The organism is Armatimonadota bacterium (assembly GCA_016223145.1).
Classification (GTDB): Bacteria; Armatimonadota; Fimbriimonadia; order Fimbriimonadales; family Fimbriimonadaceae; genus Nitrosymbiomonas.
The window spans coordinates 43,066-67,180 of sequence record JACRPN010000011.1 but is presented as its reverse complement, the minus strand read 5'-3'; the positions used below and the strand labels follow the sequence as shown (position 1 = coordinate 67,180).

The window sequence follows — 24,115 nt, the reverse complement described above, 5'->3', positions numbered from 1 at the left end:
AGTAAACGCCTAAAGCCGAGTCAATTGCAAGGCCACTTGAACCCGATTTTCGCATTCCAGCTTTTTCAGCAGCACGCTCACCAAGTTCTTCACGCTTTGCTCGCGAATGCCAAGGACCTCGGCGATCTTGCGGTTGGGCATCCCTTTGCCTATGAGTTGAGCCACTTGGTGCTCGCGCTTGGTCAGCCGGGTTGAACCGTTGGAATGCGCCGGCTCAGCGCCGCCAAAATCGGCGCGGCGGGGCGCCAGGCGCAGGTTGCCAAGCGTCGAACGCAGTCCATGCGCGCCCGCGCTACGCGGTACGAACGCATCAAAAAGCCGCTGGCCATTCAAGGGGAGGCTCCCTTGAGCCGTAATCGCGACCATCCTCGGCCCCTTTGGCACGCGTAGCGTCTGGAGCGCCGAAACGTCGGCGCTCGCAAGCGTATCACTGGGAACCACCACGACATCCACCTGCCCGATTCCGGCAAGCGCCGCGATGCTTCGCATTCGCCCATCTGCTGCCACGATTTCCACCTGCGGGATCGAGCCCACTACGCTCAACAGGCCGTCGCGCAACATGGCATCCTGACATAGTACTGCCACTCTCATAGTCGCCCCACTTGTAACAAGTAGAAACACCCTGCGAGCCCCGGTGTTCACTCTATCTTTGAGGTACCACATGTTAAAGTACCAAAATTATGGGTACTGAATACAAAGGTACTGTATTTTGGGTTCGTGGCGGGCCGTGTTGGCGTGGTGCGCGCCTCAGGCTTTCTGATGCCCCTTCGTCCTATCGTCGCCCTAAGAGCCTGTAGGGCAGCTACCCGGGCCTTGTGCCTATCCCCGATGTGCTTCCAGGGCTGCGCCCTTCGCTTCAACGGGTCGCCCGTTGGGCCCGGCGAAGCAACCCGTCAAGTGAGACCTAGTCCCGGAGCAGGACGCCGATTTTTCGCTTGACGCGCTGGAGAGCGTTGTCGATGGACTTGGTATGGCACTTGAGCTCGGCGCTCATCTCGCGATAGGACATGCCGTCGAGGTAGCAGTTGAGCACGCAGCTTTCGAGGGCGCTCAGCACGTGCTTGGCCACTTCGGGAAGGTCCTCAGGCAGTTTGTTGGCGAGCATGTTCTGCTCGGCGCTCTCGACCCCTTGGTCCGGCAGCACGTCGAGCAGCGACCCGTCTGCCATCTCCGTGCTCAGCGACCGGTTGAGCGAGACGTAAGCGTTCAAAGGAACGTGCTTCTGCCGGGTGGCGGTCTTGACGGCCGTGATGATCTGCCGAGTCACACAGAGCTCGGCAAAGGGCCGAAACTTGCTGAGCCGGTCGCTTCGGAAGTCGCGAATCGCCTTGTAAAGGCCGATCATGCCCTCCTGCACCACGTCGTCATGGTCGGCGCCGATGACAAAATACGCCTTTGCCTTGTTCTCGACGAGCGGGCGGTAGCGCGTGATGAGGAACTCGGTCGCAGCCAGGCTGCCCCGTTTGGCGAGGACGACAACGTCCTCGTCCTGCATGGTTCCGAAACAGTTCATTCCGGCGAGTTGACCCAGGGTCGCCACTGACACCCCTCTGCGCCTTGCGCTCGCAAGGCCCCCTCAACATCGGGCGCTTTGAGAGCGCCTCTGGACCACAGTCTATGGGAAAGCTCCCGACGATGTCAACAGGTTTGGGAAATCGTTTCCGCCGGTTTCTGCCGACGAACGGACCACCCCAAAGGGCTTTCGAGAAGCACCGTCAAGCTCTGCTTCAAAATGCTGTGCGAATCGGCGCCCTAAAGTCAGAGCAGCCCGGGCATTGTCCGGGCTGCCAGATAGGAAGAAAGTACCGCCGACTAGGGGTTGACGACGATTTTGATCGTGCTGGTGCTCGCCTTCTTGAGGTTGAAGACGTCCACGACCGTCAGCGTGACCATGTAGGTGCCCGGCTTTCGGAACTTACGCTTCACCGCCTGGCCCTCGGCGTCGATCTGGATGCCATCGCCGGCATCGAAGTCCCACATGTATCGCAGCACGCTCGCGCCGCCGTAACCGGTGCCGGTGAGCGTGATCTCATCGCCCAACGCGAGGTTCAGGTCATGGTAGGTCGTGTCGCAGGAAATGGGCGTCGAGTCGTTGATTACCCTGACTTCGCCAACATAGAAGGTTGTCGTCGCGTCGCCGGCGAAGGCGACCGCCGAGATCTTCTTGTTGGTGTCGGAGAGTCCCGCGATCGCCTGCAAAGGTATGGCGACCAGCTTCCACTGGCGCTCACCCGCGGCGGCCGTGCCGATCGGCAGGTAGACCTCGCTGCGCTTGCCGTCTTCGGTGGTCAGGATGATGCGCAGGTTCTTGAGAGTCTCCGGCGCGGTGCTCGCGCCTCCGCCCAGGGCGCCTCCCGCGCCACCGGGTACGCCGGCATCACCGCCCGGCCCACCCTTACCACCTCCACCCGGAGGGCGGCCAGGGATTCCCGCTGCGCCGGGTCCGGGACCGGCGGGCCCGCCTCCAAAGGTCTGGCTGGAGTCGGCGATCCGGATTGCGAAGCGGAGCATGTTGTTCTTGTCGCCAAACGCAGTGCCAACATCCACCGGATTGGCCAGCGTCATCACGCCGCCCTGGAAGTAGTTACGCGTGGAAACTCGAACGGACGTGATCCCTTCAAACGCCGCCTCATCGGTTTCCGCGATCGATCCGCTTCCCCAGGCCTTGAGCGCGATGGATTGGTCCTTGACCGAGCGAACGGGATTGTAGATCGTCTGCGCCGCGGCCAGTCCAGAGGACAAAGCCAATGCCAACACAATGTGTTTCTTCATACTGTTCTTCCTATCGACTTCTGGGGCGGCCCTAATAGCCGCTTCCATATCGAACCCGACGAATGCCGACTGCGCGGCCCGTCTCTCTTTGGACGTCCACAGCCACCCCGGATATTACACCAGAGTTCTCGGCAACCTCGAAACGAGCCGGCAATCCGGTCAAGAATCGCCCGATGATGATCTCTCTTTGCATGCCGATGATGCTGTCGATCGGTCCGGACATCCCCACGTCGGTGATATAGGCCGTGCCTCCAGGCAAGACCCGCTCGTCGGCGGTGGGAACGTGGGTGTGCGTGCCAAGCACGGCGGTGGCCCGTCCGTCCATGTGCCAGGCAAATGCGGTCTTTTCGCTGGTGGCCTCGGCGTGAAAGTCGATCAGGACGTGCGGCGTACCGATCTGCTCCAGCATCTCGTCGGCGGTACGAAACGGGTCGTCGTACCCGTCCATGAACACCCTCCCGCAGATGTTCGCCACGGCAAGCTTGACATTCTCGCGTTCGACGAAGCAAAGCCCTCGGCCCGGTGCGCGCGGCGAGGCGTTCGCGGGACGCACGATGGCCCTGCCGCTGTCGAGGTAGCCGTAGGAATCGCGCTTGTGGAAGGCGTGGTTCCCGAGCGTGATCGCGTCGATACCCATGCGGAAAAGGTCGTCGGCGATGTCTGAGGTGAAGCCGACGCCCGCCGCACTGTTCTCGGCGTTGACGATCGTAAAGAGCGGATTCAGCTCGTTCTTGAGCGACGGAAGCCCGTCTTTGACCGCCTTGCGGCCGGGCTTTCCGACGATGTCTCCCAGAAAGAGGATGCGATAGGTGGACACGGGCTATTAGTGTGGCAAATGTCGAGGGAGGAACGTTGGCTCAGATCGTATCTTCCGTGTCTCCTACCATACGGGGCTCCGACAACTCGCCAAACACCCGATCCAGCTCCGGCTCGATCAGACGCTCCTCGAAGCCGCGCGACGCCAGCGCCCGAGCCATCTGCGCCCGGGTCGAAAGCGGCCTCAGCTTTTTTCCGAGAAGAGTCCGAATGCCCTCGATCTGACGGTCATCGTCTCCTTCGGCGAGGGCGTCTTCAAGGACGGATTCAGGTGCTCCACGGGACAGCAACTTCTGGCGAGCGATGTCGGGGCCAGCGCCTGAGGACAGCAGCTTCGCAACCGACTCGTGGCTCAACCTCGCGTCATCCACGAGCCGTTTCTCCCTTACCCAGGCCAAGGCGTAGGCTATCGCGGGTTCGGGACAGCCCTCTCTTTCCAAACGCGCCACGATCTCGGCCTCGAACTTGTCCGAAGCGTGCAGCATCTTCAGCGCAAGAGCAAGCGCTCGTTGATCTTCGGAACCCACGGGCTACTCGACTTCGGCCTCTTCCAGGCTCTCACCCGCGACGGCCGCCACGGCGCTCGCCTGCATCATCGAGCGAAGCGCCATGTCGATCTCCGTGAAGATGGTCGGGTTCTCGTCGAGGAAAGTGCGCGCGTTGTCGCGACCCTGGCCCAGCCGAGTCTCGCCGTAGTTGAAGTAAGTGCCAGAGCGGCTTACGATGCCCTTGGCCACCGCGCAATCGAGAAGGTCGCCGGACCTCGAAATGCCCTTGCCGAACAGAATGTCGAACTCGACGGCTTTAAAGGGCGGTGCGACCTTGTTCTTGACCACCTTGACTTTCGTGCGCGCGCCGAAGATGTCGGTGCCGACCTTTAGCGTGTCGCCACGGCGCACCTCCAGTCGAACCGAGGCCCAGAATTTGAGCGCCCGTCCGCCGGGGGTGGTCTCGGGGTTGCCGTACATGACGCCGATCTTCTCGCGAAGCTGGTTGATGAAGACTGCGGCGGTGTTCGACTTGTTGATGCTTCCGCCGAGCTTTCTTAGCGCTTGCGACATCATGCGAGCCTGGATACCAACAAAAGAATCCCCCATCTCGCCCTCGATTTCAGCCTTGGGCACGAGCGCCGCAACCGAGTCGAGAACAACGATATCCACAGCGCCGGATCGAATGATGGCCTCCATGATTTCGAGCGCTTCCTCGCCGGAAGTGGGCTGTGCCACATAGAGCCGGTCGACGTCCACTCCCAGCGCCCTTGCGTACTCCGTGTCAAGCGCGTGTTCAGCGTCGACGAACAGCGCCAGCCCTCCCGCCCTTTGAGCCTCGGCAACCGTGTGCAGGGCGAGGGTCGTCTTGCCGCTGGACTCCGTCCCATAGATTTCGGTGATTCTCCCTCTGGGGATGCCGCCGACACCAAGCGCCGCATCGAGGCTCAGCGAACCCGTTGAGATCACGGCTATCCTTTCCCTCTCCTGGTCGCCGAGCCGCATGATCGCGCCTTTGCCGAACTGCTTTTCAATCTGATGAAGCGCCGAATCGAGCGCCCGTGACTTCTCTGTGCCGCCGCCAATGTCTGCCATGAATAAACCCCTATAGATTTGTCTACGTGATCAGTTTACAAAAAGCCCTTTCGGAATGCAATAGGGGGCCCCCACAAATCTCGCAAAAGTGCGAGCCCACGAGCTCTCCGTGGGACGGCGCCAGCAGGCTCGAAGTCTCTGCAGAATGGACAGGGTCGAGAAACCAGTATTTTTGCTGGCCCGGTATCTACAGGTCTTGGCGTAAAGTGTGATTTGTAGTTGTCTCAGCGAGATTGCTGGGCTTGTTTGACCGCATTAGTGAGGTCGCAAATGAAAAGGACGATAAAGACATTGGCCCTCTTGGGCGTGGCTGGGGCTACCCAGGCCATGACCTTCAACATCATTTCCGTAACCGGTACAGGAAGCGCCGGATGGAATTGCGCACCCTTTGGCTCGAACGGCTACGAGTTCTCGCTGCCTGACGATTTCATCGTGGGGCAGAGCCTGACTCGGTTCGTGGACATCCATTTTCAGGTGACGGCGACAGCCGGCTTTGCCATCGACCATGTGTACGTGTCGCCCGTGGGGTCCGTTCGTAACGGCGACATCTCGATCGTGGCGAAGCACTATGCCGGGCCGCAGACCTATTCCAGCTATGACGCCGCTGGTGGTTCGATCGTAGGGGCGAGCGGAGGCGACATGCCTTTCGCGCCGATCGATTCGTTCTTCGATGTTTTCGTGAGCATCGATCTGAGCACCACCAACGCCTCCAACCCAACACCGTATTCCAAGGTTACGGACATCACGTTCCAATACACGGAGTCCTTGGTCCCTGAGCCGGCCGCACTGGCTACCCTGGGACTCGGGATCTCCGCTTTGTTCATTCGCAATCGCAAAAGGAGATAAACCTATCATGAAACGCATGCTATTGGCGGTGGGCATGCTTGGTGCCGCTATTGGCGCCCAAGCGGCCATCTTCAACACCGTGCTCAAGGGAACCGACGGCGCACATGCCGCCGCTATCTTGACCGAGATCGAAAACACGCCAACCTATGAGTACATGCTGGACGTGGACAACTTCGAGCTGTCCAACTCGGTCGCCATGACCGGCGACATCCAGTGGACCTACGATGCCGACAGCCCTGTCGCCTTCAAGGGCGTCTGGCTTACCCTGACGGGAACGATCCGCGCCGACGGCCCGGCCGAGCACTGTGTGCTGGAGTTCGTGGCTGGCGAAGAGATCAACCGCTATGACGGCAGCGGCAATCTCGAGACCGGCAAGATCGTGGACGCAACGTTTAACGATACGCGCGGCACCGGCAGCGTGATCGAGGAAGCGTGGTCGGCGACCTTCTATATGCCGTTCGAGGAGTACGCACCCGGCGGACCTGCGACAACGGCTGCGCATTTCCGAGCACGCAAGGACATTCTGTACTTCAGCGTGGCCTACGGCACGGCGACCGTGACCTCGATCCAGCAGCGATACGATCCGGTTCCCGAACCGGCCTCGCTCGCGGTGGTTGGACTTGGCCTCCTGGGTGTGCTTCGACGCAAGGCCCGGTAGCCTCCCAAGCTCCCTGAAAGCGCATTGGCCCCGTCCCGATTCGGGACGGGGCCAAGTGTTTTTGGCTCCAAGCAGTCACATTGCCCTCACTTGAGCGCAAAATGGGGGTCATGCGGCGAACGGGCCTCGCACTCCTGGTGGCGCTTGCCGGGTTGGGATTCAGCCAAGCCCATAAGCCCATCCTCATCCGGATGATGGCCGGCCCGAGCTGGGGCGTGCCCCCAAAGGAGGTTGCCGACCCCAGGTCCCAGGCCCGACGCGCCGTCTTCGAGGAATTTCAGAGACAGAACCCGGGTGTAAGGGTGGTCAACGCGGGCGGACTCGAGCTCACCGGCGACCGCCTGGAAAGCGCGTTCCTCATGGCGATGGCGGGTGACACCGCGCCGGACGTCTTTTACGTCAACTTCCGGCAGTATTACAACTACAACGATCAAGGCTTCGCTCGCCCACTCGACGACCTGATCGCGGGGGACCCCGCCTCGGTCGGGCGCATGAACCCGCTGATCGAAAAGGTCCTCCGCAGCTACGACGGCAAGATTTACGCGATGCCCTGGTACCAAGTGGCCCAGGCGCTCTATTACCGCAAGGACCACTTCGCCGAGGCCGGCCTCGACCCCGATCGCCCTCCGCAAACCTGGGAAGAGTTCTATGAATACGGCAAGAGGCTGTGCGAATCCAGGTCGGGACGTAGCGGTTTTGTCTTCTCCAAAGGCATGGGCGGGCGTGCGTATTGGTGGAGCAACTTCGTCTGGCAGGCGGGCGGTGAGGTGGTCGTCCCTTCCACTTCCCCCCTTGAGGGGGAGGTCGCTGAGCGCCGTGAATCGAAGACCCCGCGCCTTACGGGACCGGGTGAGGGGGTTCCTACTGGCGCCCAGCAAGGCGTCTGGAAGGCCGCCGTTGCCACTCCTGCAGGCGCCAAAGCGCTCGACTTCTATCGCAAGCTCGTCACCGAGACCTGGAAGGGCAAGAACGGCAAAACCTATGGCCCCGTAGCCACGCTCTCAAGCAACTGGTCGCAAGACGTCGCCGATGGGAAGGTGAGCATGTGGTTCAGCTACACGAACGATGTGCTGCTCACTATGTCCGACCTCAATCCGTCGCTTCTTGGCGTGGCCGCGCTCCCGGCGGGCCCCGCGGGACGCGCGAACGAGATCAACGCCGGCATGTGGGCGATCAACGCCAACGTCAAAGACCCCAAGAAGCTCGAAGCCTGCTGGAAGTTCATCCAGTTCTTCGCCGGCGACGAAGCGGCGCGCATCAACACCAAGATGTTCGTCGAGCTGGGTCTCGGCAACCTGGTCAGCCCAACGTGGCTCAAGAAGTTCGGCTATGCCGACCTGGCCGCGCAAGTGGACCCCGGGTACCAGAAAGCCAACGAGGACGTCTTCAAGACCGGCCACCCGGAGCCCTACGGCCGCAACTGCCAGCAGGTCTACACCATCCTCGACAACGCCCTCGACATGGCGGTCGTGGACCCGAATCGGCCTTCTCTCGACATCCTCAAAGCCGTTTCGCAGGAGATGGACCGCAAGCTCCTCGGCTACACGCCGCCGGACCTTCTGGAGCGCCAACGCGCCATGGCCAAGTGGATCCTTGGGCTGCTTTTCTTTGGGGGTTTGGGGTTTGGGGTTTGGGGGTGGCTGAAGTCTCGCGGAGCCCAGAAGGAGGTCGTCGAGCGGCTCGCCGCAGGGACGAACCGGGTGCGTGTGTGGCGGTTTGTGATGCTCTGCCTGCTTCCGGCGGGCCTCAGCGTGCTCGTCTGGAGCTATTACCCGCTGGGGCGAGGCCTCACCATCGCGTTTCAGGATTACCGCATCCTGGGTGGATCGAAGTGGGTGGGGCTCGATAACTTCGTGTCGGTTTTCACACAGCCGATCTTTTGGCGCGCGCTGCTCAACAGCTTCATCTACGTCGCCCTCACCATCGCCATCGGGTTCTTTTTGCCCATCCTCCTGGCGCTCGCGCTCAACGAAATCCCTCGGTTCAAAGTGTTCTTCAGAACGGTCTTCTATCTGCCCGCGATGACCAGCGGCATCGTCATCGCCTTCCTTTGGCGGCAGTTCTACGATAAGGCCGAGACCGGCCTGCTGAACACGCTCATCAACGTGCCGGGAGCCTTCCTTAACGATCACTTCGGGACGCACTTCGACTTGGCCAAGTACGACTGGTTGGGCGACCCCAAGCTGGCGATGTTCGCCGTCGTGCTGCCGGGCATCTGGGCGGGCGCGGGGCCGGGCTCGATCCTCTATCTGGCGGCGCTGAAGAACATCAGCGAGGAGCGCTATGAGGCGGCGGACCTGGATGGCGCGAACTGGCGGCAGAAGATCCGCTACATCACGCTGCCAGGCCTCAAACCCCTTATTCTCATCAACCTGCTCGGCGTGTTCATCGCGGGGTTCAAGGCAATGGAGAACGTGTTCGTGCTCACGGGCGGCGGGCCGCTGTATAGCACCCACACGATCGGGCTAGAAATCTGGACGAACGCGTTCATGTTCCTGAAGTTCGGCTATGCGACCGCCGCGGCGTGGGTCATGGGCGCGATCCTGATCGGCTTCACCCTGGTGCAGATCAGGAGCCTGATGAACGTGAAGTTTGGGACCGCGAAGGTGTGAGTCGCCCTATGACCCCCCCAACCCCTTCTTTTCCCTCCTCCTCGCCAACTTGCTGAGCGGCCGCTTGAGCTTCCTTGCCAGAGTCCCCAGCGAGCTTTCGTTCAGCTTCAGGTACCGGACAATCTTCTCGGCCTCGCCGGGTCGCCAGTTGCAAGGACGTGGCGCGGACTTCTTGAACAGCGCCCAAACCCCCTCGCCCCCATCCACAAACTCAAACCCCACCGGCTCGACCGTCCCGCGCAGCGTCGCAAGCGTGAAATGGTAGGTGTGCGCGAGGTGCACGAACTTCTCAAACGTGCCGTAATCCGCATAGGCGTGCAGCACCCCCGGCACCTCCAGATACAGGTGCCCACCCTCGGCCAACAGGTCCCGCCAAGCCGCAATCTGGCCCACCGGGTCGAGCGTGTGCTCCAAAACGTGCAGCGCGAAGGCGAGTTGCGCCGGACCCAGATCGCTCAGCGACGAAGCGTTCCCTTGCCTCAGTTCGAGTCCGGCCTTGCGGCCCTCCTCCAGGTAGTCCGCGCCGAAATCACACCCGGCGCACTCCCACCCCGCCTCGCGAAAGGCGATCAGCGACCCTCCGGCACCGCACCCGATATCGAAAACTCTGCCCGTAGAAACATGGCCGGAAACGGCGCCCAGAACCTGCCTTCCGCGTCCGATCTGAGTCTGATAGAACTTGGGATCGGCCTTGGGCCGGCCCCGGTAGAGCGCGCGATAGAGGTCCCGATAGAATGGCTCGATGCTCGCCTCGCTGAGCCTCGGCGACGTCCACATCAGACCGCTTTTGGGGTCCAGGTGCACCCCGATCGGCACGCCGTATCGGTCGATGTCTGAGACCAGGATCGCCTCGGCGGGAAGGGCGCCGGTCAGGCAGGGCGCTTCTTCCAGCCTGAGCGAGCCAGATTCAAGCCTCGCCCTTAGGTCGGCCAGAGCTTTGGCTTGAACCTCTGTCAGTGAGGCATAGGGGGTCCAAGGGGTCCTCTTCGACCTCACCAGGGGAAGGGCTGCGCTCACGGACTGGATTGTACTTTGGCGAGAGGCGAGAGGCGAGAGGCGGGAGGCGAGAGGCGTTCCTCTACCCCTCACCAATCGCAACGTGCACCTTCTGCGCTTCTGCGTGAAAGATCCCGCTCACCGTCGGAAACAACCGCCCTCCACATGGGGAAAACCCCCAAGCTTCCTTTGCCTTTGTGGTTTCGTCTTCAACTTAGGTTCGGGAAGCCACTCGGGACGTGAGAGTCGTGAGAGTGGTGAGGGTTGTGAGAATTGACCGGGGCCATTCTCACCATTCTCACCCATTCACCATTCTCACCGTCCCCTCGCTCCCCATTGAGTGAATTGCGCATGAGACCAGACAACCTATTCGATCAGCAGGCGACCATCAAAGTGCTCGGCGTGGGCGGCGCGGGCTGCAACGCGGTTAACCGCATGATCAGCGAGGGCGTGGCAGGGGTCGGCTTCGTCGGTCTGAACACCGACGCCCAGGCGCTCTCTGTCTGCAGGGCGGAGTCTAAGATCAAGCTGGGCGAGACCCTGACGCGCGGCCTCGGCGCGGGGGGCGATCCGGGCGTGGGCGAAAAGGCCGCCAAAGAAAGCGAAAAGGCGATCGAGCACGAGCTCGAAGGCTGCGACATGGTGTTTGTCACTGCCGGCATGGGTGGCGGCACGGGGACAGGCGCGGCGCCGATCGTGGCGGAACTGGCGCGCCGCATGGGCATCCTGACCGTCGGCGTGGTCACCAAGCCGTTCCTTTTCGAGGGCCCGAAGCGCAAGCGCCTGGCCGAAGAGGGAGCGGCGAAGCTGGCCGAGCACGTGGACACGCTGATCACGGTCCCCAATGACCGGCTCCTAACGGTCGTGGACAAAAAGGCCAGCATGCAGCAGGCGTTCGCCATTGCCGACGACGTGCTTCGCCAGGGCGTCCAGGGTCTCTCGGACATCATCGTGATGCCGGGCATCATCAACGTGGACTTCGCCGACGTGCGCAGCGTGATGAAAGACGCCGGCGTCGCCCTGATGGGCCTGGGCAAGGGCATCGGCGAGCAGCGCGCGCGGGTGGCGGCGCAGAACGCGGCGAACTCCCCGCTTCTGGAAACCAGCATCCAGGGTGCGAAGAGGCTCCTGGTCAACATCACGTCCGGCGCAGACTTCAGCATCGGCGAGATCCACGAGGCGATGGAGTACATCCTTCAGTTTGCCGACGCGGAAGAGGCCGACATCATCATGGGCCACGTGCTTCGCGATGTGAAGGAGGGCGAGGTCACGATCACCCTGCTGGCGGCGGGCATGGAGCCGGCGGTCCCCTTCAAGCAGCGCGAGGCGGCGGTGTTCCTGCAACCGCAAGCTACATCCGGAGCCGGGGCCACGGAAAGGCAGGCCGAGCGTGCGCCCGAGGCGCAGACGATCCTCGATAACCGGGCCTCGCAGCGCGGCGTGCTCCAGCCGGGGCCGATCGAGCTGGACGAGATCGACCTGGACATCCCCACGTTCCTGAGGAAGCAGAAGCAGGGCGGCTGAACTAGGGAGGCGAAGGGCGAAGAGCGATAGGCGATCGGGGAAGAGAGCCGGCCCCACCCCGCGATGAGTCGGTTGAGTAGGTGAGTAGGAGAGTCGGTGAACGGAGCGCAGGCATCCTTGCCTGGCCTTTCGGGAATGAGCGGCTGATCGGTGAAAGATCACCTCGCCCCTTGAGGGAGAGGTCGGTGAACAGAGTGAATCGAAGATCCCGCGCCTTACGGGACCGGGTGAGGGGGAGCGGCCAGGACAGGATTGAAGGGAAACACAACTTGGGGCCGTGATGAAAAGGCCAGGGTCTGGGCGAATGGCAAGCGGAACTCACGGAAAGCGTGCCGGACGCGGTCCATGGAAGGAGCCGGTCCTTCGAGGAATCGAGGGAGTGCCAGGTCGAGGCGAAAGATCGCGGTCCCAAGCTGTGTGTAAGCAGACGGTTTATATCTCAAGCACGGCCCCGACGACAGATCGGGGGCTACTGGTCCAACGATAGCCCCGGCACCCTGCCGGGGCATTTTTTGGTTGGGGATAGGCGTTGGGGCATTGAGGCATACGACTTCGTCATACAGTCCTCGGCGAAGCGCGAAGAGCGAAGAGCGAAGAGCGAAGCTGCGCTATGGGCCATGTCCTTCTCCCTCACTCCTCAGTGTATTAGGGGATTCCACATGGGGTTTTGATTGAGGCATGTGGCGCCCTAGGCTTCCCCAACCCCTCAGTTCAAATCCCAGCTATAGCTGCCCTGGTCCTTGATGAAGCCGGACCACTCGGGCTGGACGTCGCAGCCCGCCGAAAGCTGGTGAATGGGGATCGCTGCCGCGCCGCCGCCGATGCGGGCCACGCTCACGCGCTCCGTATGCCAGGGCCAGGCGAAACCATAGCGAAACGGCGAGTCCGGTTCCCCGGGCGTCCAGCCCTTGCTCGCTGTAAAAACCGTTCGGTCGGACCCGACGCCGAAGGAATCGAGCACCCTGTTGGCGTCCTTTTGGTAGCGGCAAGGGGGGATCACCACGTAGTTGCCGCCTCGCGGTATGCCGGCGCCGTCCAGTTCATGCACCGAATCGATAAAGACATTTGAGCGGCTGGGGTCGGCCACCTGGAAGATCGTGCGCGTCAATACCTGCCACTGCCCGCCTTCCCAAACGACAGGCGAATAGTAGAGGTAGTTGTAGCCAACATTGACCACAAGGGAGGCTCGATAATAGCGCTCGTAGGTGTCGCCCACCAGCGATCCTTCCTCAAAAACCGCGTCAGAACCCGGCAGACCGCTTGCATCTTCAGGGCACTTGTAGAGCCGAAGCGTTTGTGTGTAGGGCATCAGCACCTGCACCCAGGTTTTGTCTTGAAGCGGGTCGGGCTCCATCGAGGGCCGATAGTTCACCGGCATAAAGCGGTCGTCGTAGTCCGTGAGATAAAGCATGGTGCCGGTCGCAACCTGGCGAAAGTCAGAAAGGCACACCGAACGCTTGCCCAGCGCTTTGGCCGAGCGGAAAACCGGGAACAGGAGCGCCGAAAGCACAGCCACGATCGCGAGCACGACGAGAAGCTCGACCAGCGTGAATCCAGGACTATGGTTGGGGGTTCGTGGCCGCCTGATGGTCCCATTATAACAGCAAGGAAGCATCAAACTTGTGTGAAACCGCGCGATCTGGCGCGTTGACGGGCTTACTTAAAGACCTCGACGCCCCCGGTGAGCGAGAAACCCCGGTTCAAGTACCAGGGCTCCAGCGCCGGTTCGGCTTGCAGCACGGCGTCGAGTCTTTCGCTCGCGGCTTGATCGAGGAGCCGAGCCAAAGCGTCGCTTCCCAAACCTCGGCCACGCTTCCCCTTTTCAATACAAAGGTTGTAGATGCCGAAGAGTCCCGCCTCCCTTGCGATCATCGTGGCGCCGATCAGGGTGCCGTAGCGCAGGATCTCGCAGAGCTCCAGGCCGCAGTCCGCCGTCGCCTGGGCGATGTGGTTCCTCACGGCGGAATCCTGCTTGGGAAAGAACTGCTTGACCATAAAGTGGGCGACGCGGAGCCTGTCCAGATCGGTATCGGCCACGAGCAGAACGCAGTCCGACTTCCGGTGGCTCTGCGCGCACCGCATGGCCGAGAGGCGATAGGAGGGCCGGAAACCAGCCGCGCGCAAGGCGCGAGCCGCCTGCGCCGAGGAGGGACCGGAGGGCACATAGACGTTGAAGCTCGTTCGCCCTTTGGCCGTGGCCGCGAGCTCGCTCGCCGTTAGGGGTGTCAGCCGCCGGACGATGGCGAAGTTTCCGATCGGGTGGTCGAGCTGTCCCAGACATACGGAATAGCCCTCCCGGAGTTCGATCCGTGAATCGGGTGAGGCTCCGCCAATGGCCAAGTAGGTGGCCTCAAGGTTATCTCCTTCCTCAAGGCTCAAGGGCGCATTGCTCATAGCACCTGACTCCAAAAGAACCCCGGAGAGACCTTGCCGGACCGCACCGAAACGCCGATCGCCAACCCCTTCGATGCTGCGACGCCGATAAAGGCTTGGGGCCCGCGCGGCGTGAAGATCGCCGTGGCGAAGGCATCGCCTTTGGCGTTCCAGCGCCAGAAATCGAGCCCCAGAACCACCTGGAGCTGGGTGTCCGTGTTGGCTTCCATACCGAACCGGATCACGGGAGCGAACACCCGCTCGGGTGGCGAAAACGGCCGGCCGCCGAAGGATCGGTCGAAGTAATCCGCCATTGCCGCCTGGACCTGTTTCTCCACCAAGAACCCGCCATAGTGCCCTGAATCCAGCCAGAGTGTCTTCGGTTCGCGCAGGGCCGCGATCAGCTTGTGGGCGTCTTCGGGAGGCACCACGGAGTCGTATTTTGCCGAAATAACGAACGAGGATTGTAGCTGCGATTCCGACAGGTAGGCCAAGGGCTCGATAGAAGCCAAACGTGCTCGGAGCTTCTCTTCCGTTAAGCCTCCCGATCGCATTTCGTCGCGCTGACGCACCACCCGAGAAGAGTGCCAGATGATGTGGGCGAGATCGGCTCCGCCCAGCATGAAGGCCGCGTGTCTCAAGCGCGGCTCAATGCCGACTGAGAGCGCCGCCACAAGCGCTCCAAGACTGGTTCCGGAAATCCCGAGCATGCCCGCCTCAAACTCCTTGCGGCTCTCCACCCAGTCTACGGTCCGGCGCACGTCGGAGACGCTCTGAACCATCGTCTGGATAAGCTTGTCGGGCTCGGAAGAGATCGCCATGGCGCCCGTTCGGCTGCCAGGAGGCGTGCGCTTGAGGTGATAAGGAAGGGTGACCACCACGCCCGCAATACCGTGAGCGTTCAGGCGGTGCGCCAGGTTGGTTTCGACTCGAAGGTCGGTCGCGCCCCAGTAGTGCAGGATGATTACCGCAGGAACCGGCCTTGACCTGACGGCGGGCATGAACACGTCAAGAACCACGGTGTCGTTCGCAGATAAGCCGCTTGGCGTTGCGGAAGCAAAGCGCACCTCGTAGTGATGGGTTGGACCCTCCTCCGAGAGGGGCGTCCATGGGCCGAAGTTGATCCTCGGTGGGGGAATCCTAATGTCCGGCGATTGGGCTAAAGTGGGGATGGCGCAGCCCAGCGCCAGGAGCAGCCCGATGACGCCTCTGCTTGCGTTTCTTGCCTTGACTAGTCCTCTCATTCAGCTTCCCGAATCGCTCGAACCCGCCCTCGATGAGGTGCTCGCCGCAGGGGGGCTTTCTCGTGCAACCGCACGATTCGACGAAAACCTGCTTCGCTTCTTCCGATTTGGCGAATTCTCCCCATCCTTTTACCACGCCTGCTCGGAGAATCCCTGGAGGATGCCGTTTTTCGCGTCGATTCTGCGAGGCGAGTTGGGAGGCCAAGCCGGAACCCCAAACCTGGCGGTGGGTTCGCTTTCCCGACTTCTGGGTGTGCCCATGCGCCGCACGCTGCTCGGCAATCCCAACGCCGCAGAGGAGGCTAACGCCAAGAAGCCCGGCGCCTTGGCGGGCCTCGTCAAGGCTTGGTTCGAGGAGTTCGGCGACAAGGGGTCGCGGGGCGATTTCAAAGCCGTTCCTCAGCCCGTCCAGGAAGCCGCGACCCTCGTGCTCTCCGTCATGAAGCGGGCCAGGACGTTTCGGAACTTGGCGATCCGGAACATGAACGTGCCTCGAGCCTATGCGCTGCTGTGCCAGCCCTTTGCGGATGACGAGGCCGGAGGCGGGTTCGAAGATCAGCGCAAAGCCTTTTCGCAGTTCGACCTCGGCTACATGCTGGCGGCTTCGCACGATATTGCCCTCGCGGCGCAGACCGCAGCGGACTGGGTCAAATCCGTTCCCAAAGACGCCAAGTACGAGGCCACCTTCGACACGCCCTGGGGCTGGGTGGTCCTCACCGGCGGGTCCAACACCTCCCACATCGACCGCCCCTGCCTCTTGGTGATCGACACCGGTGGCGACGACACCTATCTCAACGCTCCGGCAACCCGGTCCGAAACCAACTGGGCTTCCGTGCTCATCGACGCCTCCGGCAACGATAGATACCTCAGTGACCCCAGACTCGCGACGACTCCGGTCAACCAGTTCGCCGGGCGCAAACCCGCCAGCAACAGGCCTGGACCTGGCGGAGCGGTGCTGGGGGTCTCGGTGCTCGTCGATCTTCAAGGCAACGACCTTTACCGCTCGCATACACCCGGATTGGCCTCGGGCCGGTGCGGCTTCGCCCAGCTGCTCGATAAGGAGGGCGACGACACCTACGACGCCTATCAGGATTCCGAGGGCTTCGCAATGCTTGGCGAGGGAATCCTCGAAGACCTGAGCGGAAAGGACATCTACCGCGGGTTTCTTCAGGTTCAGGGAGTCGGGCAGACCCTGGGCGCCGGGTATCTGGTGGACCGCTCCGGCGACGACCAATATCTTGCCGAGGACAAGGTGATCGACTTCCCCAGCGCCCAGAGCGCCCAGCACAACACCAACATGGCGCAGGGCGCGGGCAACGGCCGCCGAGGCGACTATCTCGATAGCCACAGCCTGGCGGGCGGTGTGGGGATCCTCTTCGACGTGGCGGGGAACGACCGCTATTCCTGCGCGCTGTTTGGGCAGGGAGCGGGCTATTGGGAGGGGGTCGGCATGCTCTGGGACACCGGCGGGAGCGACCGCTACGAGGGGCAATGGTACGTGCAGGGGGCCTCGGCGCACTTCGCGATCGGCTATCTGGAGGACACCGAGGGCGACGACACCTATCTCGCCCCGATGAACATGGCGCAGGGCGCGGGGCACGATTTCAGCGTCGGCTGGCTGCTGGATCGAGCAGGGAACGACACCCACCAGGCGCCGAACCTGAGTCTGGGCGCGGGCAACGCCAACGGCATCGGCATCTTCGCCGACCTGGCGGGGGATGACAAATATGAGTCCAGCGGCACGACCCTCGGCAAAGCCAACGAGCACGCGGCGGGCAGCATTAGGCTCAGGTGCCTGTGCCTGGGGGTGTTTCTGGACCTTGGCGGGGCCGACGCCTATCCCACCTCGGCGACGTGGATGAAGAACGGCACGAAAGGGGTGAACATGACGACCCCGGCCCCGACGATGATGGAAAGCGCCCTGGGGTGCTATGTGGACAAATAGTTATAGATAGGTTCATTGGCGCAATCGGTGCGTTTTTCCGCCCAGCAGAATTGCTGTTTTGAGCCTATCGAGCCCCAAATAGGGGCCATTCTTGAACTAAGATTAGTTTGGACCCGGAACCAGGGCAAGTCTCCGGTCTTAGGGTTCTTGTGCCTGGGCGTTTCTCGACGAGGAACCTCCGGCAGCAAGCGTGCGGCTCAGCACTATGAGTTGCCGCGATCAGAAAAGGAGTGTTAGAACATGAGTTTTGCGTCCCGATCTTTTACGAGACGGGCTGTCGCATGTTCCGTTGCAGCGCTAACGGCAGCAATGGCGCAGGCCAGCTTTTTCGATATTGTCAACGACTGGAGCGACGTCAACAACCCGATGGGCCAGTGGTCTCTGTACAAGAACCCCACTCAGCTTTTCGGGGTGAACCAGGCCGACTGGTTCGGTGACGGCTCAAACTTGAGAGCGTGGGCCGACGATCCCTATCCCCAGCATCTGCACGTGCCCTTCTGGGCCAAGATCGACGCCGCCCACGCGAACACGCACGGCTTGGATGCGCCCGCCGACAGCATCATGATGCACGGGAATGACCCGGGGCGGACCGGCACCAATTACACAGCGCTGTTCTTTACGGCGCCGACGGCGGGTACCGCGGTCGTGGCCGGGGACACTTGGATGTCCGCCAAAACGCTGCCGCGCGGCATGAACTGGCGGCTGTTGCTCAACGGGAACCTGTTGACAGAAGGGTTCACCTCGTTCAACGACAACTACACCTCGGCGAGTCCGCTCTCCTTTGCTGCCGGTACGGGCGGAGCTGGAGCCCTCACCATGCAGGTCGCCGCAGGCGACCTGATCGAGCTTCAGATGCTGCCGAACTACAATTCGCCGAACGACGGCACCCCTTGGATCGCCGGCCTGCATATGAGCGTCGATCTGACACCCGTTCCAGAGCCTTCGGCGATGCTCGCGCTAGCGGCCGGCTCGATGGCCCTCTTGCGGCGCAGGCGAGGCTGAAGGACCGAGTGAAAGTGGGGACGTGGGATAGGTATGGTGTGGGGTCTGGGGTCTACGGTGTGTCTCTTCCAGACCCCAGACCCCAGACCCCGAACCCTACACCTCCCTTCTATTTCCCTCACTCCTCAGTGTTTTAGGGAATGCAAACAGGGAATTGCGTCTCCGCCTCGTAGGGGGCGAGAGGCGAGAGGCGAGAGGCGAGAAGCGAGAGGCGAATGGTGGAAGGCTGGCTGCCGCCCACCGTCCCGGCGGAATCGCCTCACTCCTCATCTCCCTATAGAGGAGTGGAAATTGGGGAAGTGCCTGCCACCCCCGAAACAACCCAACCTGTCTCCCATCGCAGCCGAGGGATGGCCTATCGCCGCCTGCCCGTGATCAGCCTGGCGGGGCGCTGGAAGGTCACATACATCCAAGCCCAGTTGAGCAGTACGAGCAGCCTGTTGCGAAAGCCGATCAAATACCAGATGTGAATGGTCAGCCACAGCATCCAGGCTATCGGGCCCTTGAACTTTCTGCCGCCGATCACACACACGGCCTGCCGCCGCCCGATCGTCGCCATGATCCCCTTGTCCACGTAATGGAACGGCTTCCTCTTGCCTGCCGGAGAGGTGCCCGCGACCTCCGAGGCGATGGTTTGGGCCACATAGTCGCCCTGCTGCATCGCCACTTGAGCGACCCCTGGGAGTGGCGCACCCGCCTCATCGTTAAGGCACATGGCATCGCCGATGACGAAGACCTTGGGATGCCCCGGCGCCGAGCAATCCGGATTCACCAGAACCCTGCCGGTGCGATCCACCGGCGCTTCGAGCATCCTGGTCAAGGGTGACGCCACGTTGCCCGCGGCCCAGAGGACGGTCCGGGTCGGCACCACTCCCTGGCTGGTCTTCACTTCTCGCTCGGAGACGTCTTCGACCTTTACGCCCGTGCGCACCTCGACCCCCATCCGTTCCAAGCTCCGCTGGGTTGCGGCCGAAAGATCGGGCGGAAAGTGGGGCAAGAGCCGCTCGCCGGCCTCGATCAAGAGCACCTTGGCGTTTTCTGGCTGCACGTTTGAGAACTCCCGCCCCAGCGAGCGGAAGGCGATTTCCGAAAGGGACCCCGCCAGTTCGACGCCGGTGGGTCCGCCGCCAACAACGACGAAGGTCAGCCATCCGGCACGCTCGGCGGGGTCCGGCTCCGATTCGGCCTGCTCAAAGGCTAGGAGAATGCGCGAGCGCATCGCGGTGGCGTCGTCGAGGGTCTTGAGTCCGGGCGCGTTGGGCTCCCACTCGTCATGCCCAAAGTGGCTGTGGCGCGACCCCGGCGCCAGGATGAGATAGTCGAACGGGAGTTCCTGAGTCGGGTCCGCGCCGCTCGCACCTGGCCGCTTGAGCTGCACGCAGTTCGACCCCAAGTTGACCCCCACCACTTCGGCCATCAGCACTTCCAGGTTGCCCTGTCCCCTCAGAATGCTGCGGATCGGCTGGGCAATGTCGGCTGGCGAAAGCGCTGCGGTGGCGACCTGGTAGAGCAGGGGCTGAAACACGTGGTGGTTGTTGCGGTCGATGAGCACCACCTGGACGCGAGCTTTCCTCAGGGCTCGGGCAGCCCAGAGTCCGCCAAATCCTGCACCGACGATGACGACCGTGGGGAACGCCCCGCGCGAGTCCATACATTCATAGCTACGTTTGAAATCGGCCGGCCCCCATCGAAAGGACGATGCTTTCTGTCAGGGCCTGCCACTCGATCTTGGCCTTCTGCCAAACTCCATTCATGCGCAAGGAGTCGCTGCACTTTCTGAAGGAGATCGTCAACACGCCCAGCCCCTCGGGCTATGAGGAACGCGCCGCTGAGGTCTATCGTGCCTACACCGGCCCCTTCGCCGACAAGGTGACGACCGACGTCCACGGCAACGTCGCCGCGATTCTGAACCCCGACGCGAAGATGAAGATCATGCTCGCCGGGCACATGGATGAGATCGGCTTCATCGTCCACTACATCGACGATCAGGGCTACCTCTATTTCAAGGGCATTGGCGGGCACGACGGCACGATTCCCGTGGGCCAGCGTGTGTGGGTGCACGGCAAGAAGCGCGTGCCAGGCGTCATCGGGCGCAAGGCGATCCACCTGCTGGACGAGGAAGAGCGCCGCAAAAAGGTGGAGCTGCGCGACCTCTGGATCGATATCGGCGCAAGCACCCGTGCCGAAGCGGAGAAGCTCGTGTCGCTGGGCGATGTGGCGACGTTTCAAGTGGAGTTTCAGGCGCTCCTCGGCGACCGCGCCACGGCCCGCGGTTTCGACAACAAGATGGGAAGCTTCATCGTTGCTGAAGCGCTTCGGCTCTTGAGAGAAGACGGCGGCCTGGATAAGGGCGTGGGCGTCTATGCGGTCGCCACGGTGCAGGAGGAGATCGGCTTGCGTGGGGCGCGCACCGCCGCCTTTGGTATTGGGGCACAGACGGGACTTGCGGTGGACGTGAACCACGCGGTGGACTACCCTGGCCTCAGCAAGTCGCGCTACGGGCAGCTCGACGTGGGCAAGGGGCCCTCGGTCATGCGCGGCCCGAACGCCAACCCCGTCGTCTTCAAGACCCTGATCGAGGCCGCCAAGGAGGACAAGATTCCGTATCAGGTGGACGTCGAGCCTGCGGGCACGGGGACGGACGGCAACGCGATGCAAATCAACATGTCGGGCATGGCGGTGGGGATTCTGGGGGTGGCGCTTCGGTACATGCACACGCCGGTGGAGCTGCTGTCGCTGGCGGACGTCGAGAACTGCGCGAGGCTGATGGCGGCCTACTGCCGCAGGGTGACGCCGAAGACGGACTTCACGCCTCGAATGCTGTAGTGACAATGGGACGGGGGACTCGGAGAACTCGTGGGGCAGACTCTCAGTCTGCCTTGATCGATGGGGACTGAGGGACGGAGCGCGGGGATTACCCCGCCATTTCGGGGAAAGCGAGCTTCAGCTCGCGCGCAGGGCGAGGAGCTTTCTGGCTTGTCCTGCCTTCGGCCAAGGCCGCATCGGATCCCCCGGGGCGACATTCATAACTTTCACTCTCTTCTGAAAATTCGCCCTGCGTCAAGGTAGAATCTGGACCTTCGAGGATGGATTTGGCACAGGCGGATAAGGCCCCCTGGCGCGCCCAGGGAGAGGAAAAGCGGGAGACGGTCCGGCAGATGTTTGCCGAGATCGCGCCCTCTTATGACCGCGTCAACTCCATCATGTCCTTCTCCCGACATCGCGCCTGGCGCGAACAGGCCGTGGCCCTCTTGAACCTGAAGATGGGCGATAGGGCGCTGGATATCTGCTGTGGAACGGGTGATTTCCTTGTTCCGCTGAGGAAGGCTGTCGCTTTCGAGTCGACCCCCTCACCCGGTTCGCTTCGCTCACCGGCCTCTCCCTCAAGGGGCGAGGCGGGAGTCTTGGTGGAGCCCAGTGGGCTCGTCGTCGGCGCCGACTATTGCGCGCCGATGCTTCAGCGCGCCGCAGAAAAGCTGAACACCAAGCGCCTTTCGCTCGCCGATGCCTGCGCTCTGCCGTTTGCCTCGGAGACCTTCGACGCCGTGACAGTGGGTTGGGGCCTTCGCAATCTCGCCGACATGGGCAAGGGCCTGCGTGAGGTGGTTCGCGTTTTGAAGCCTGGCGGAAGGTTTGTCTCGGTGGATATGGCGATCCCCGACAACCCCCTGATTCGCGGGGTATCAAAGCTGGTCAGTCAGTTCGGTCTGCCAACCCTCGGGCGGCTGTTCGGCAGCAAGGACGCCTACACCTATCTTCCCAAGTCCGCCGAGACCTTCGCCACGCGGCAGCAGCTCAAAGAGTCCTTCGAGGCGGCTGGGCTCATCGACGTGCGCTGGAAAAACCGGCTGTTCGGCAACATCTGCATCGTGTGGGGGAGAAAGCCGTGAGCCATTCCGCATTTGTCCAAATGGCCGAGGGCCAAATCGACCCGCAGCTCCTGGCGCAGATCGCCAAAGAGGTCGCGCTGGTCGAGGAGGAGCTGGAGCACCAGGTTGAGTCTCAGGTGCGCCTCGTGCGCGAGGTCGGCGTCCACACGCTCCGAGCCGGGGGCAAGCGGCTGCGGCCCGCGTTGGTTGGCTTGGTCGCTGGCGCGACGGGCTGTGGCTTTGATCCCGATCGGACGCGCAAGCTAGGCGCCTGCATGGAGCTGATCCACATGGCGACCCTCGTGCACGACGACGTGATCGACCACGCCGCTACGCGCCGGGGCGTGAGCACCGCTTCGGCGGTCTATGGCAACACGGCCAGCATCCTGAGCGGCGACGTGCTGCTCAGCAAGGCGATGGCGATCCTCGCGGAGGATGGCGACCTCCAGATCATCCGAAACGTCTCACGCGCGGTGGTCGATCTCGCCGAGGGCGAAGTTCGCGAGCTGGAGTCCAGGGGCAACTTTGACCTGCCCGAAGCCGAGCATTTCGAGATCCTGCGCCAGAAGACGGCGACCTTCATCCAGACCTGCTGTGAGGTCGGAGCGCTGGCAGCGGGGGCTTCGGGCGAAGTCATTGAGGCTGCGGGCCGCTATGGCTATCATCTGGGCATGGCGTTCCAGATCGCCGACGATCTGCTCGACTATCGCGGCTTTGAGACCGTGACCGGAAAGCCCAAAGCCACCGATTTTCGCGAGGGCTGCGCGACGCTGCCGCTCATCGCTCTGCGCGACAAGCTCACCGAAAACGAGAGCCAGATCGTTAAGGCAAAGTTTGGCAACGGAGTGACCGACGACGAACTCCGGCTCATCTGTGACTGGATGCGGGCTCGCGGCGCCTTCCAAGACGCCGAACAGGCCGCTATGAAGCACGTCGAAGAGGCGAAAGCAGCGCTGTCGGTCCTTCCGGAGAGCGGCCGCCGAGAGCTGCTGGATGCCGTCGCGGACCTCGTGGCCAGCCGCAAGTCCTAACCGCCATGGCCATCCGACTCGTCGTTCTGGACCTCGATGGGACGGTGTACCGTGGCGAGCAGGTGATTCCCAACGCCCCAGAGGCCATTCGGGCCCTACGCGAGCGCGGCCTCTTGGTGCGGTTTGTGACCAACAACTCCCGCGCGACTCCGACGTGGCTCGTCGAGAAGCTGTCCCGCATGGGAATCCAGGCCTTGCCCGAGGAGGCGCTGAGCTCAGGAATGGCAGCGGCGGACCATCTGGTGCGCGAGGGGCTGCGTTCGGCGTATGTGGTCGGCGAATGGGGGCTCGCGGAGAGTTTGCGCGATCGCCTGATCGAGGTCGTGAATGGCGGTTCGGACGGGGCGCCGACTTCCGAAGCCAGCCGGCAAGCCGACACCGTCGTTGCCGGGATCGACCGCAGCTTCACCTACGCCAAGCTCAATGGGGCGATGCAGCAGATTCGGCGCGGGGCGAGGTTTGTCGCCACGAACGCAGACACCACCTACCCGGTCGAGAACGGCGGCCTAGTTCCCGGCGCGGGCTCGATCGTGGCCGCGATTCGAGCCTGTTCGGGCGTCGAGCCGGTCCTCGTCGGTAAGCCCAACCCGCTGATGCTGGAGATGGTCGTCAGCGAATCGGGCTGCGCCAAAGAGGAGATATTGGTGGTGGGCGATAGGATCGGCACCGACATCGAATGGGGCCGTGCCTATGGTTGCCCCACGCATCTGGTGTTGACCGGCGTCACCGAAACCGCGCCGCCCGGGGTCCGGTGGTCGGAGGACCTTTTGGGGCTTCCCGAAATCGGATGAGGCCTCTTGTTAGTCCCGCTGGGCAGGAGGCAGCCCTCAATGTGAGAACATAG

21 protein-coding genes are annotated in these 24,115 nt (G+C 62.5%); 10 read left to right on the top strand and 11 right to left on the bottom strand.

The window, feature by feature from the left end:
• Nucleotides 1–9: 9 nt before the first annotated feature.
• From HZC36_09050 to recA, 6 genes are all read right to left on the bottom strand, one after another.
• Nucleotides 10–561 carry a response regulator transcription factor gene (locus HZC36_09050; GenBank protein ID MBI5707121.1) on the bottom strand — a complete coding sequence of 184 codons (552 nt, stop codon included), beginning with the start codon at nucleotides 559–561 and terminating at the stop codon, nucleotides 10–12.
• Between the two features lie 343 nt (nucleotides 562–904).
• Nucleotides 905–1,513: an RNA polymerase sporulation sigma factor SigH gene (gene sigH, locus HZC36_09045; GenBank protein ID MBI5707120.1), complete on the bottom strand. Its 609-nt coding sequence runs from the start codon at nucleotides 1,511–1,513 to the stop codon at nucleotides 905–907.
• 299 nt (nucleotides 1,514–1,812) lie between these two features.
• Nucleotides 1,813–2,772: a PKD domain-containing protein gene (locus tag HZC36_09040; protein ID MBI5707119.1), complete on the bottom strand. Its 960-nt coding sequence runs from the start codon at nucleotides 2,770–2,772 to the stop codon at nucleotides 1,813–1,815.
• Between the two features lie 31 nt (nucleotides 2,773–2,803).
• Entirely contained in the window at nucleotides 2,804–3,589 is a 786-nt protein-coding gene (locus HZC36_09035; GenBank protein MBI5707118.1) for a TIGR00282 family metallophosphoesterase, read from the bottom strand.
• A gap of 40 nt (nucleotides 3,590–3,629) precedes the next feature.
• The gene (locus tag HZC36_09030; GenBank protein ID MBI5707117.1) at nucleotides 3,630–4,115 is read right to left on the bottom strand and encodes a RecX family transcriptional regulator; all 486 of its coding nucleotides are present in this window, start codon (nucleotides 4,113–4,115) and stop codon (nucleotides 3,630–3,632) included.
• A gap of 3 nt (nucleotides 4,116–4,118) precedes the next feature.
• Entirely contained in the window at nucleotides 4,119–5,171 is a 1,053-nt protein-coding gene (gene recA / locus HZC36_09025) for a recombinase RecA (GenBank protein ID MBI5707116.1), read from the bottom strand.
• A gap of 270 nt (nucleotides 5,172–5,441) precedes the next feature.
• Here recA and HZC36_09020 point away from each other — a divergent pair, with 270 nt between their 5' ends.
• The 3 genes from HZC36_09020 (at nucleotide 5,442) to HZC36_09010 (ending at nucleotide 9,287) form a co-directional block, all read left to right on the top strand.
• Nucleotides 5,442–6,017, top strand: coding sequence for a PEP-CTERM sorting domain-containing protein (locus HZC36_09020; protein MBI5707115.1), 576 nt, complete (start codon nucleotides 5,442–5,444; stop codon nucleotides 6,015–6,017).
• Nucleotides 6,018–6,024: 7 nt separating this feature from the next.
• Nucleotides 6,025–6,675, top strand: a complete 651-nt coding sequence (locus HZC36_09015) for a PEP-CTERM sorting domain-containing protein (protein ID MBI5707114.1) — start codon at nucleotides 6,025–6,027, stop codon at nucleotides 6,673–6,675.
• A 110-nt stretch (nucleotides 6,676–6,785) separates the two neighbouring features.
• On the top strand, nucleotides 6,786–9,287 hold the full coding sequence (locus tag HZC36_09010) for an extracellular solute-binding protein (protein MBI5707113.1): 2,502 nt from the start codon (nucleotides 6,786–6,788) through the stop codon (nucleotides 9,285–9,287).
• A 6-nt stretch (nucleotides 9,288–9,293) separates the two neighbouring features.
• Here the strand turns inward: HZC36_09010 and HZC36_09005 are convergent, their stop codons facing one another.
• Nucleotides 9,294–10,304, bottom strand: a complete 1,011-nt coding sequence (locus HZC36_09005) for a methyltransferase domain-containing protein (GenBank protein MBI5707112.1) — start codon at nucleotides 10,302–10,304, stop codon at nucleotides 9,294–9,296.
• Nucleotides 10,305–10,634: 330 nt separating this feature from the next.
• Between HZC36_09005 and ftsZ the strand changes: the two genes are divergently transcribed.
• Nucleotides 10,635–11,807 carry a cell division protein FtsZ gene (ftsZ, locus tag HZC36_09000; GenBank protein ID MBI5707111.1) on the top strand — a complete coding sequence of 391 codons (1,173 nt, stop codon included), beginning with the start codon at nucleotides 10,635–10,637 and terminating at the stop codon, nucleotides 11,805–11,807.
• Nucleotides 11,808–12,513: 706 nt separating this feature from the next.
• Here ftsZ and HZC36_08995 read toward each other — a convergent pair.
• Genes HZC36_08995 through HZC36_08985 form a run of 3 tightly spaced genes read right to left on the bottom strand, consistent with a single transcriptional unit; the run spans nucleotide 12,514 to nucleotide 15,424 of the window.
• Complete coding sequence (locus HZC36_08995) at nucleotides 12,514–13,422, bottom strand: type II secretion system protein (protein MBI5707110.1); 909 nt, start codon at nucleotides 13,420–13,422, stop codon at nucleotides 12,514–12,516.
• Nucleotides 13,423–13,463: 41 nt separating this feature from the next.
• Nucleotides 13,464–14,201: a GNAT family N-acetyltransferase gene (locus HZC36_08990; GenBank protein MBI5707109.1), complete on the bottom strand. Its 738-nt coding sequence runs from the start codon at nucleotides 14,199–14,201 to the stop codon at nucleotides 13,464–13,466.
• Complete coding sequence (locus tag HZC36_08985; GenBank protein ID MBI5707108.1) at nucleotides 14,198–15,424, bottom strand: prolyl oligopeptidase family serine peptidase; 1,227 nt, start codon at nucleotides 15,422–15,424, stop codon at nucleotides 14,198–14,200. The genes HZC36_08990 and HZC36_08985 overlap by 4 nt, the downstream gene beginning before the upstream one ends.
• On the opposite strand from HZC36_08985, the gene HZC36_08980 reads away from it, so the two are divergent.
• Together HZC36_08980 and HZC36_08975 are read left to right on the top strand one after the other, a co-directional pair.
• Nucleotides 15,381–17,369, top strand: coding sequence for a hypothetical protein (locus HZC36_08980; GenBank protein MBI5707107.1), 1,989 nt, complete (start codon nucleotides 15,381–15,383; stop codon nucleotides 17,367–17,369). The genes HZC36_08985 and HZC36_08980 overlap by 44 nt on opposite strands.
• 240 nt (nucleotides 17,370–17,609) lie before the next feature.
• The gene (locus HZC36_08975; protein MBI5707106.1) at nucleotides 17,610–18,371 is read left to right on the top strand and encodes a PEP-CTERM sorting domain-containing protein; all 762 of its coding nucleotides are present in this window, start codon (nucleotides 17,610–17,612) and stop codon (nucleotides 18,369–18,371) included.
• 355 nt (nucleotides 18,372–18,726) lie between these two features.
• Here HZC36_08975 and HZC36_08970 read toward each other — a convergent pair whose 3' ends face one another.
• Nucleotides 18,727–20,022, bottom strand: a complete 1,296-nt coding sequence (locus HZC36_08970; GenBank protein ID MBI5707105.1) for an NAD(P)/FAD-dependent oxidoreductase — start codon at nucleotides 20,020–20,022, stop codon at nucleotides 18,727–18,729.
• 101 nt (nucleotides 20,023–20,123) lie between these two features.
• On the opposite strand from HZC36_08970, the gene HZC36_08965 reads away from it, so the two are divergent.
• From HZC36_08965 to HZC36_08950, 4 genes are all read left to right on the top strand, one after another.
• Entirely contained in the window at nucleotides 20,124–21,197 is a 1,074-nt protein-coding gene (locus HZC36_08965) for a M42 family metallopeptidase (GenBank protein ID MBI5707104.1), read from the top strand.
• A 260-nt stretch (nucleotides 21,198–21,457) separates the two neighbouring features.
• The gene (locus HZC36_08960; protein ID MBI5707103.1) at nucleotides 21,458–22,261 is read left to right on the top strand and encodes a class I SAM-dependent methyltransferase; all 804 of its coding nucleotides are present in this window, start codon (nucleotides 21,458–21,460) and stop codon (nucleotides 22,259–22,261) included.
• Nucleotides 22,258–23,271 (top strand): polyprenyl synthetase family protein, encoded by a 1,014-nt coding sequence (locus tag HZC36_08955; GenBank protein ID MBI5707102.1) that lies wholly within the window; start codon nucleotides 22,258–22,260, stop codon nucleotides 23,269–23,271. Before HZC36_08960 ends, HZC36_08955 begins: the two co-directional genes overlap by 4 nt.
• Before the next feature lie 5 nt (nucleotides 23,272–23,276).
• Nucleotides 23,277–24,062: an HAD-IIA family hydrolase gene (locus HZC36_08950; protein MBI5707101.1), complete on the top strand. Its 786-nt coding sequence runs from the start codon at nucleotides 23,277–23,279 to the stop codon at nucleotides 24,060–24,062.
• Nucleotides 24,063–24,115: the final 53 nt, after the last annotated feature.

Bases quoted from the DNA above. Each gene is read 5' to 3' on its own strand.
- HZC36_09020 (MBI5707115.1), top strand. From the start codon at position 5,442: ATGAAAAGGACGATAAAGACATTGGCCCTCTTGGGCGTGGCTGGGGCT.
- ftsZ (MBI5707111.1), top strand. From the start codon at position 10,635: ATGAGACCAGACAACCTATTCGATCAGCAGGCGACCATCAAAGTGCTC.
- HZC36_08995 (MBI5707110.1), bottom strand. From the start codon at position 13,422: ATGCTTCCTTGCTGTTATAATGGGACCATCAGGCGGCCACGAACCCCC.
- HZC36_09040 (MBI5707119.1), bottom strand. From the start codon at position 2,772: ATGAAGAAACACATTGTGTTGGCATTGGCTTTGTCCTCTGGACTGGCC.
- HZC36_09015 (MBI5707114.1), top strand. From the start codon at position 6,025: ATGAAACGCATGCTATTGGCGGTGGGCATGCTTGGTGCCGCTATTGGC.
- sigH (MBI5707120.1), bottom strand. From the start codon at position 1,513: ATGAACTGTTTCGGAACCATGCAGGACGAGGACGTTGTCGTCCTCGCC.
- HZC36_09010 (MBI5707113.1), top strand. From the start codon at position 6,786: ATGCGGCGAACGGGCCTCGCACTCCTGGTGGCGCTTGCCGGGTTGGGA.
- HZC36_08975 (MBI5707106.1), top strand. From the start codon at position 17,610: ATGAGTTTTGCGTCCCGATCTTTTACGAGACGGGCTGTCGCATGTTCC.
- HZC36_08970 (MBI5707105.1), bottom strand. From the start codon at position 20,022: ATGGACTCGCGCGGGGCGTTCCCCACGGTCGTCATCGTCGGTGCAGGA.
- HZC36_09050 (MBI5707121.1), bottom strand. From the start codon at position 561: ATGTTGCGCGACGGCCTGTTGAGCGTAGTGGGCTCGATCCCGCAGGTG.
- HZC36_08965 (MBI5707104.1), top strand. From the start codon at position 20,124: ATGCGCAAGGAGTCGCTGCACTTTCTGAAGGAGATCGTCAACACGCCC.
- HZC36_08950 (MBI5707101.1), top strand. From the start codon at position 23,277: ATGGCCATCCGACTCGTCGTTCTGGACCTCGATGGGACGGTGTACCGT.
- HZC36_08980 (MBI5707107.1), top strand. From the start codon at position 15,381: ATGACGCCTCTGCTTGCGTTTCTTGCCTTGACTAGTCCTCTCATTCAG.
- HZC36_08960 (MBI5707103.1), top strand. From the start codon at position 21,458: ATGGATTTGGCACAGGCGGATAAGGCCCCCTGGCGCGCCCAGGGAGAG.
- HZC36_08985 (MBI5707108.1), bottom strand. From the start codon at position 15,424: ATGAGAGGACTAGTCAAGGCAAGAAACGCAAGCAGAGGCGTCATCGGG.
- HZC36_08990 (MBI5707109.1), bottom strand. From the start codon at position 14,201: ATGAGCAATGCGCCCTTGAGCCTTGAGGAAGGAGATAACCTTGAGGCC.
- recA (MBI5707116.1), bottom strand. From the start codon at position 5,171: ATGGCAGACATTGGCGGCGGCACAGAGAAGTCACGGGCGCTCGATTCG.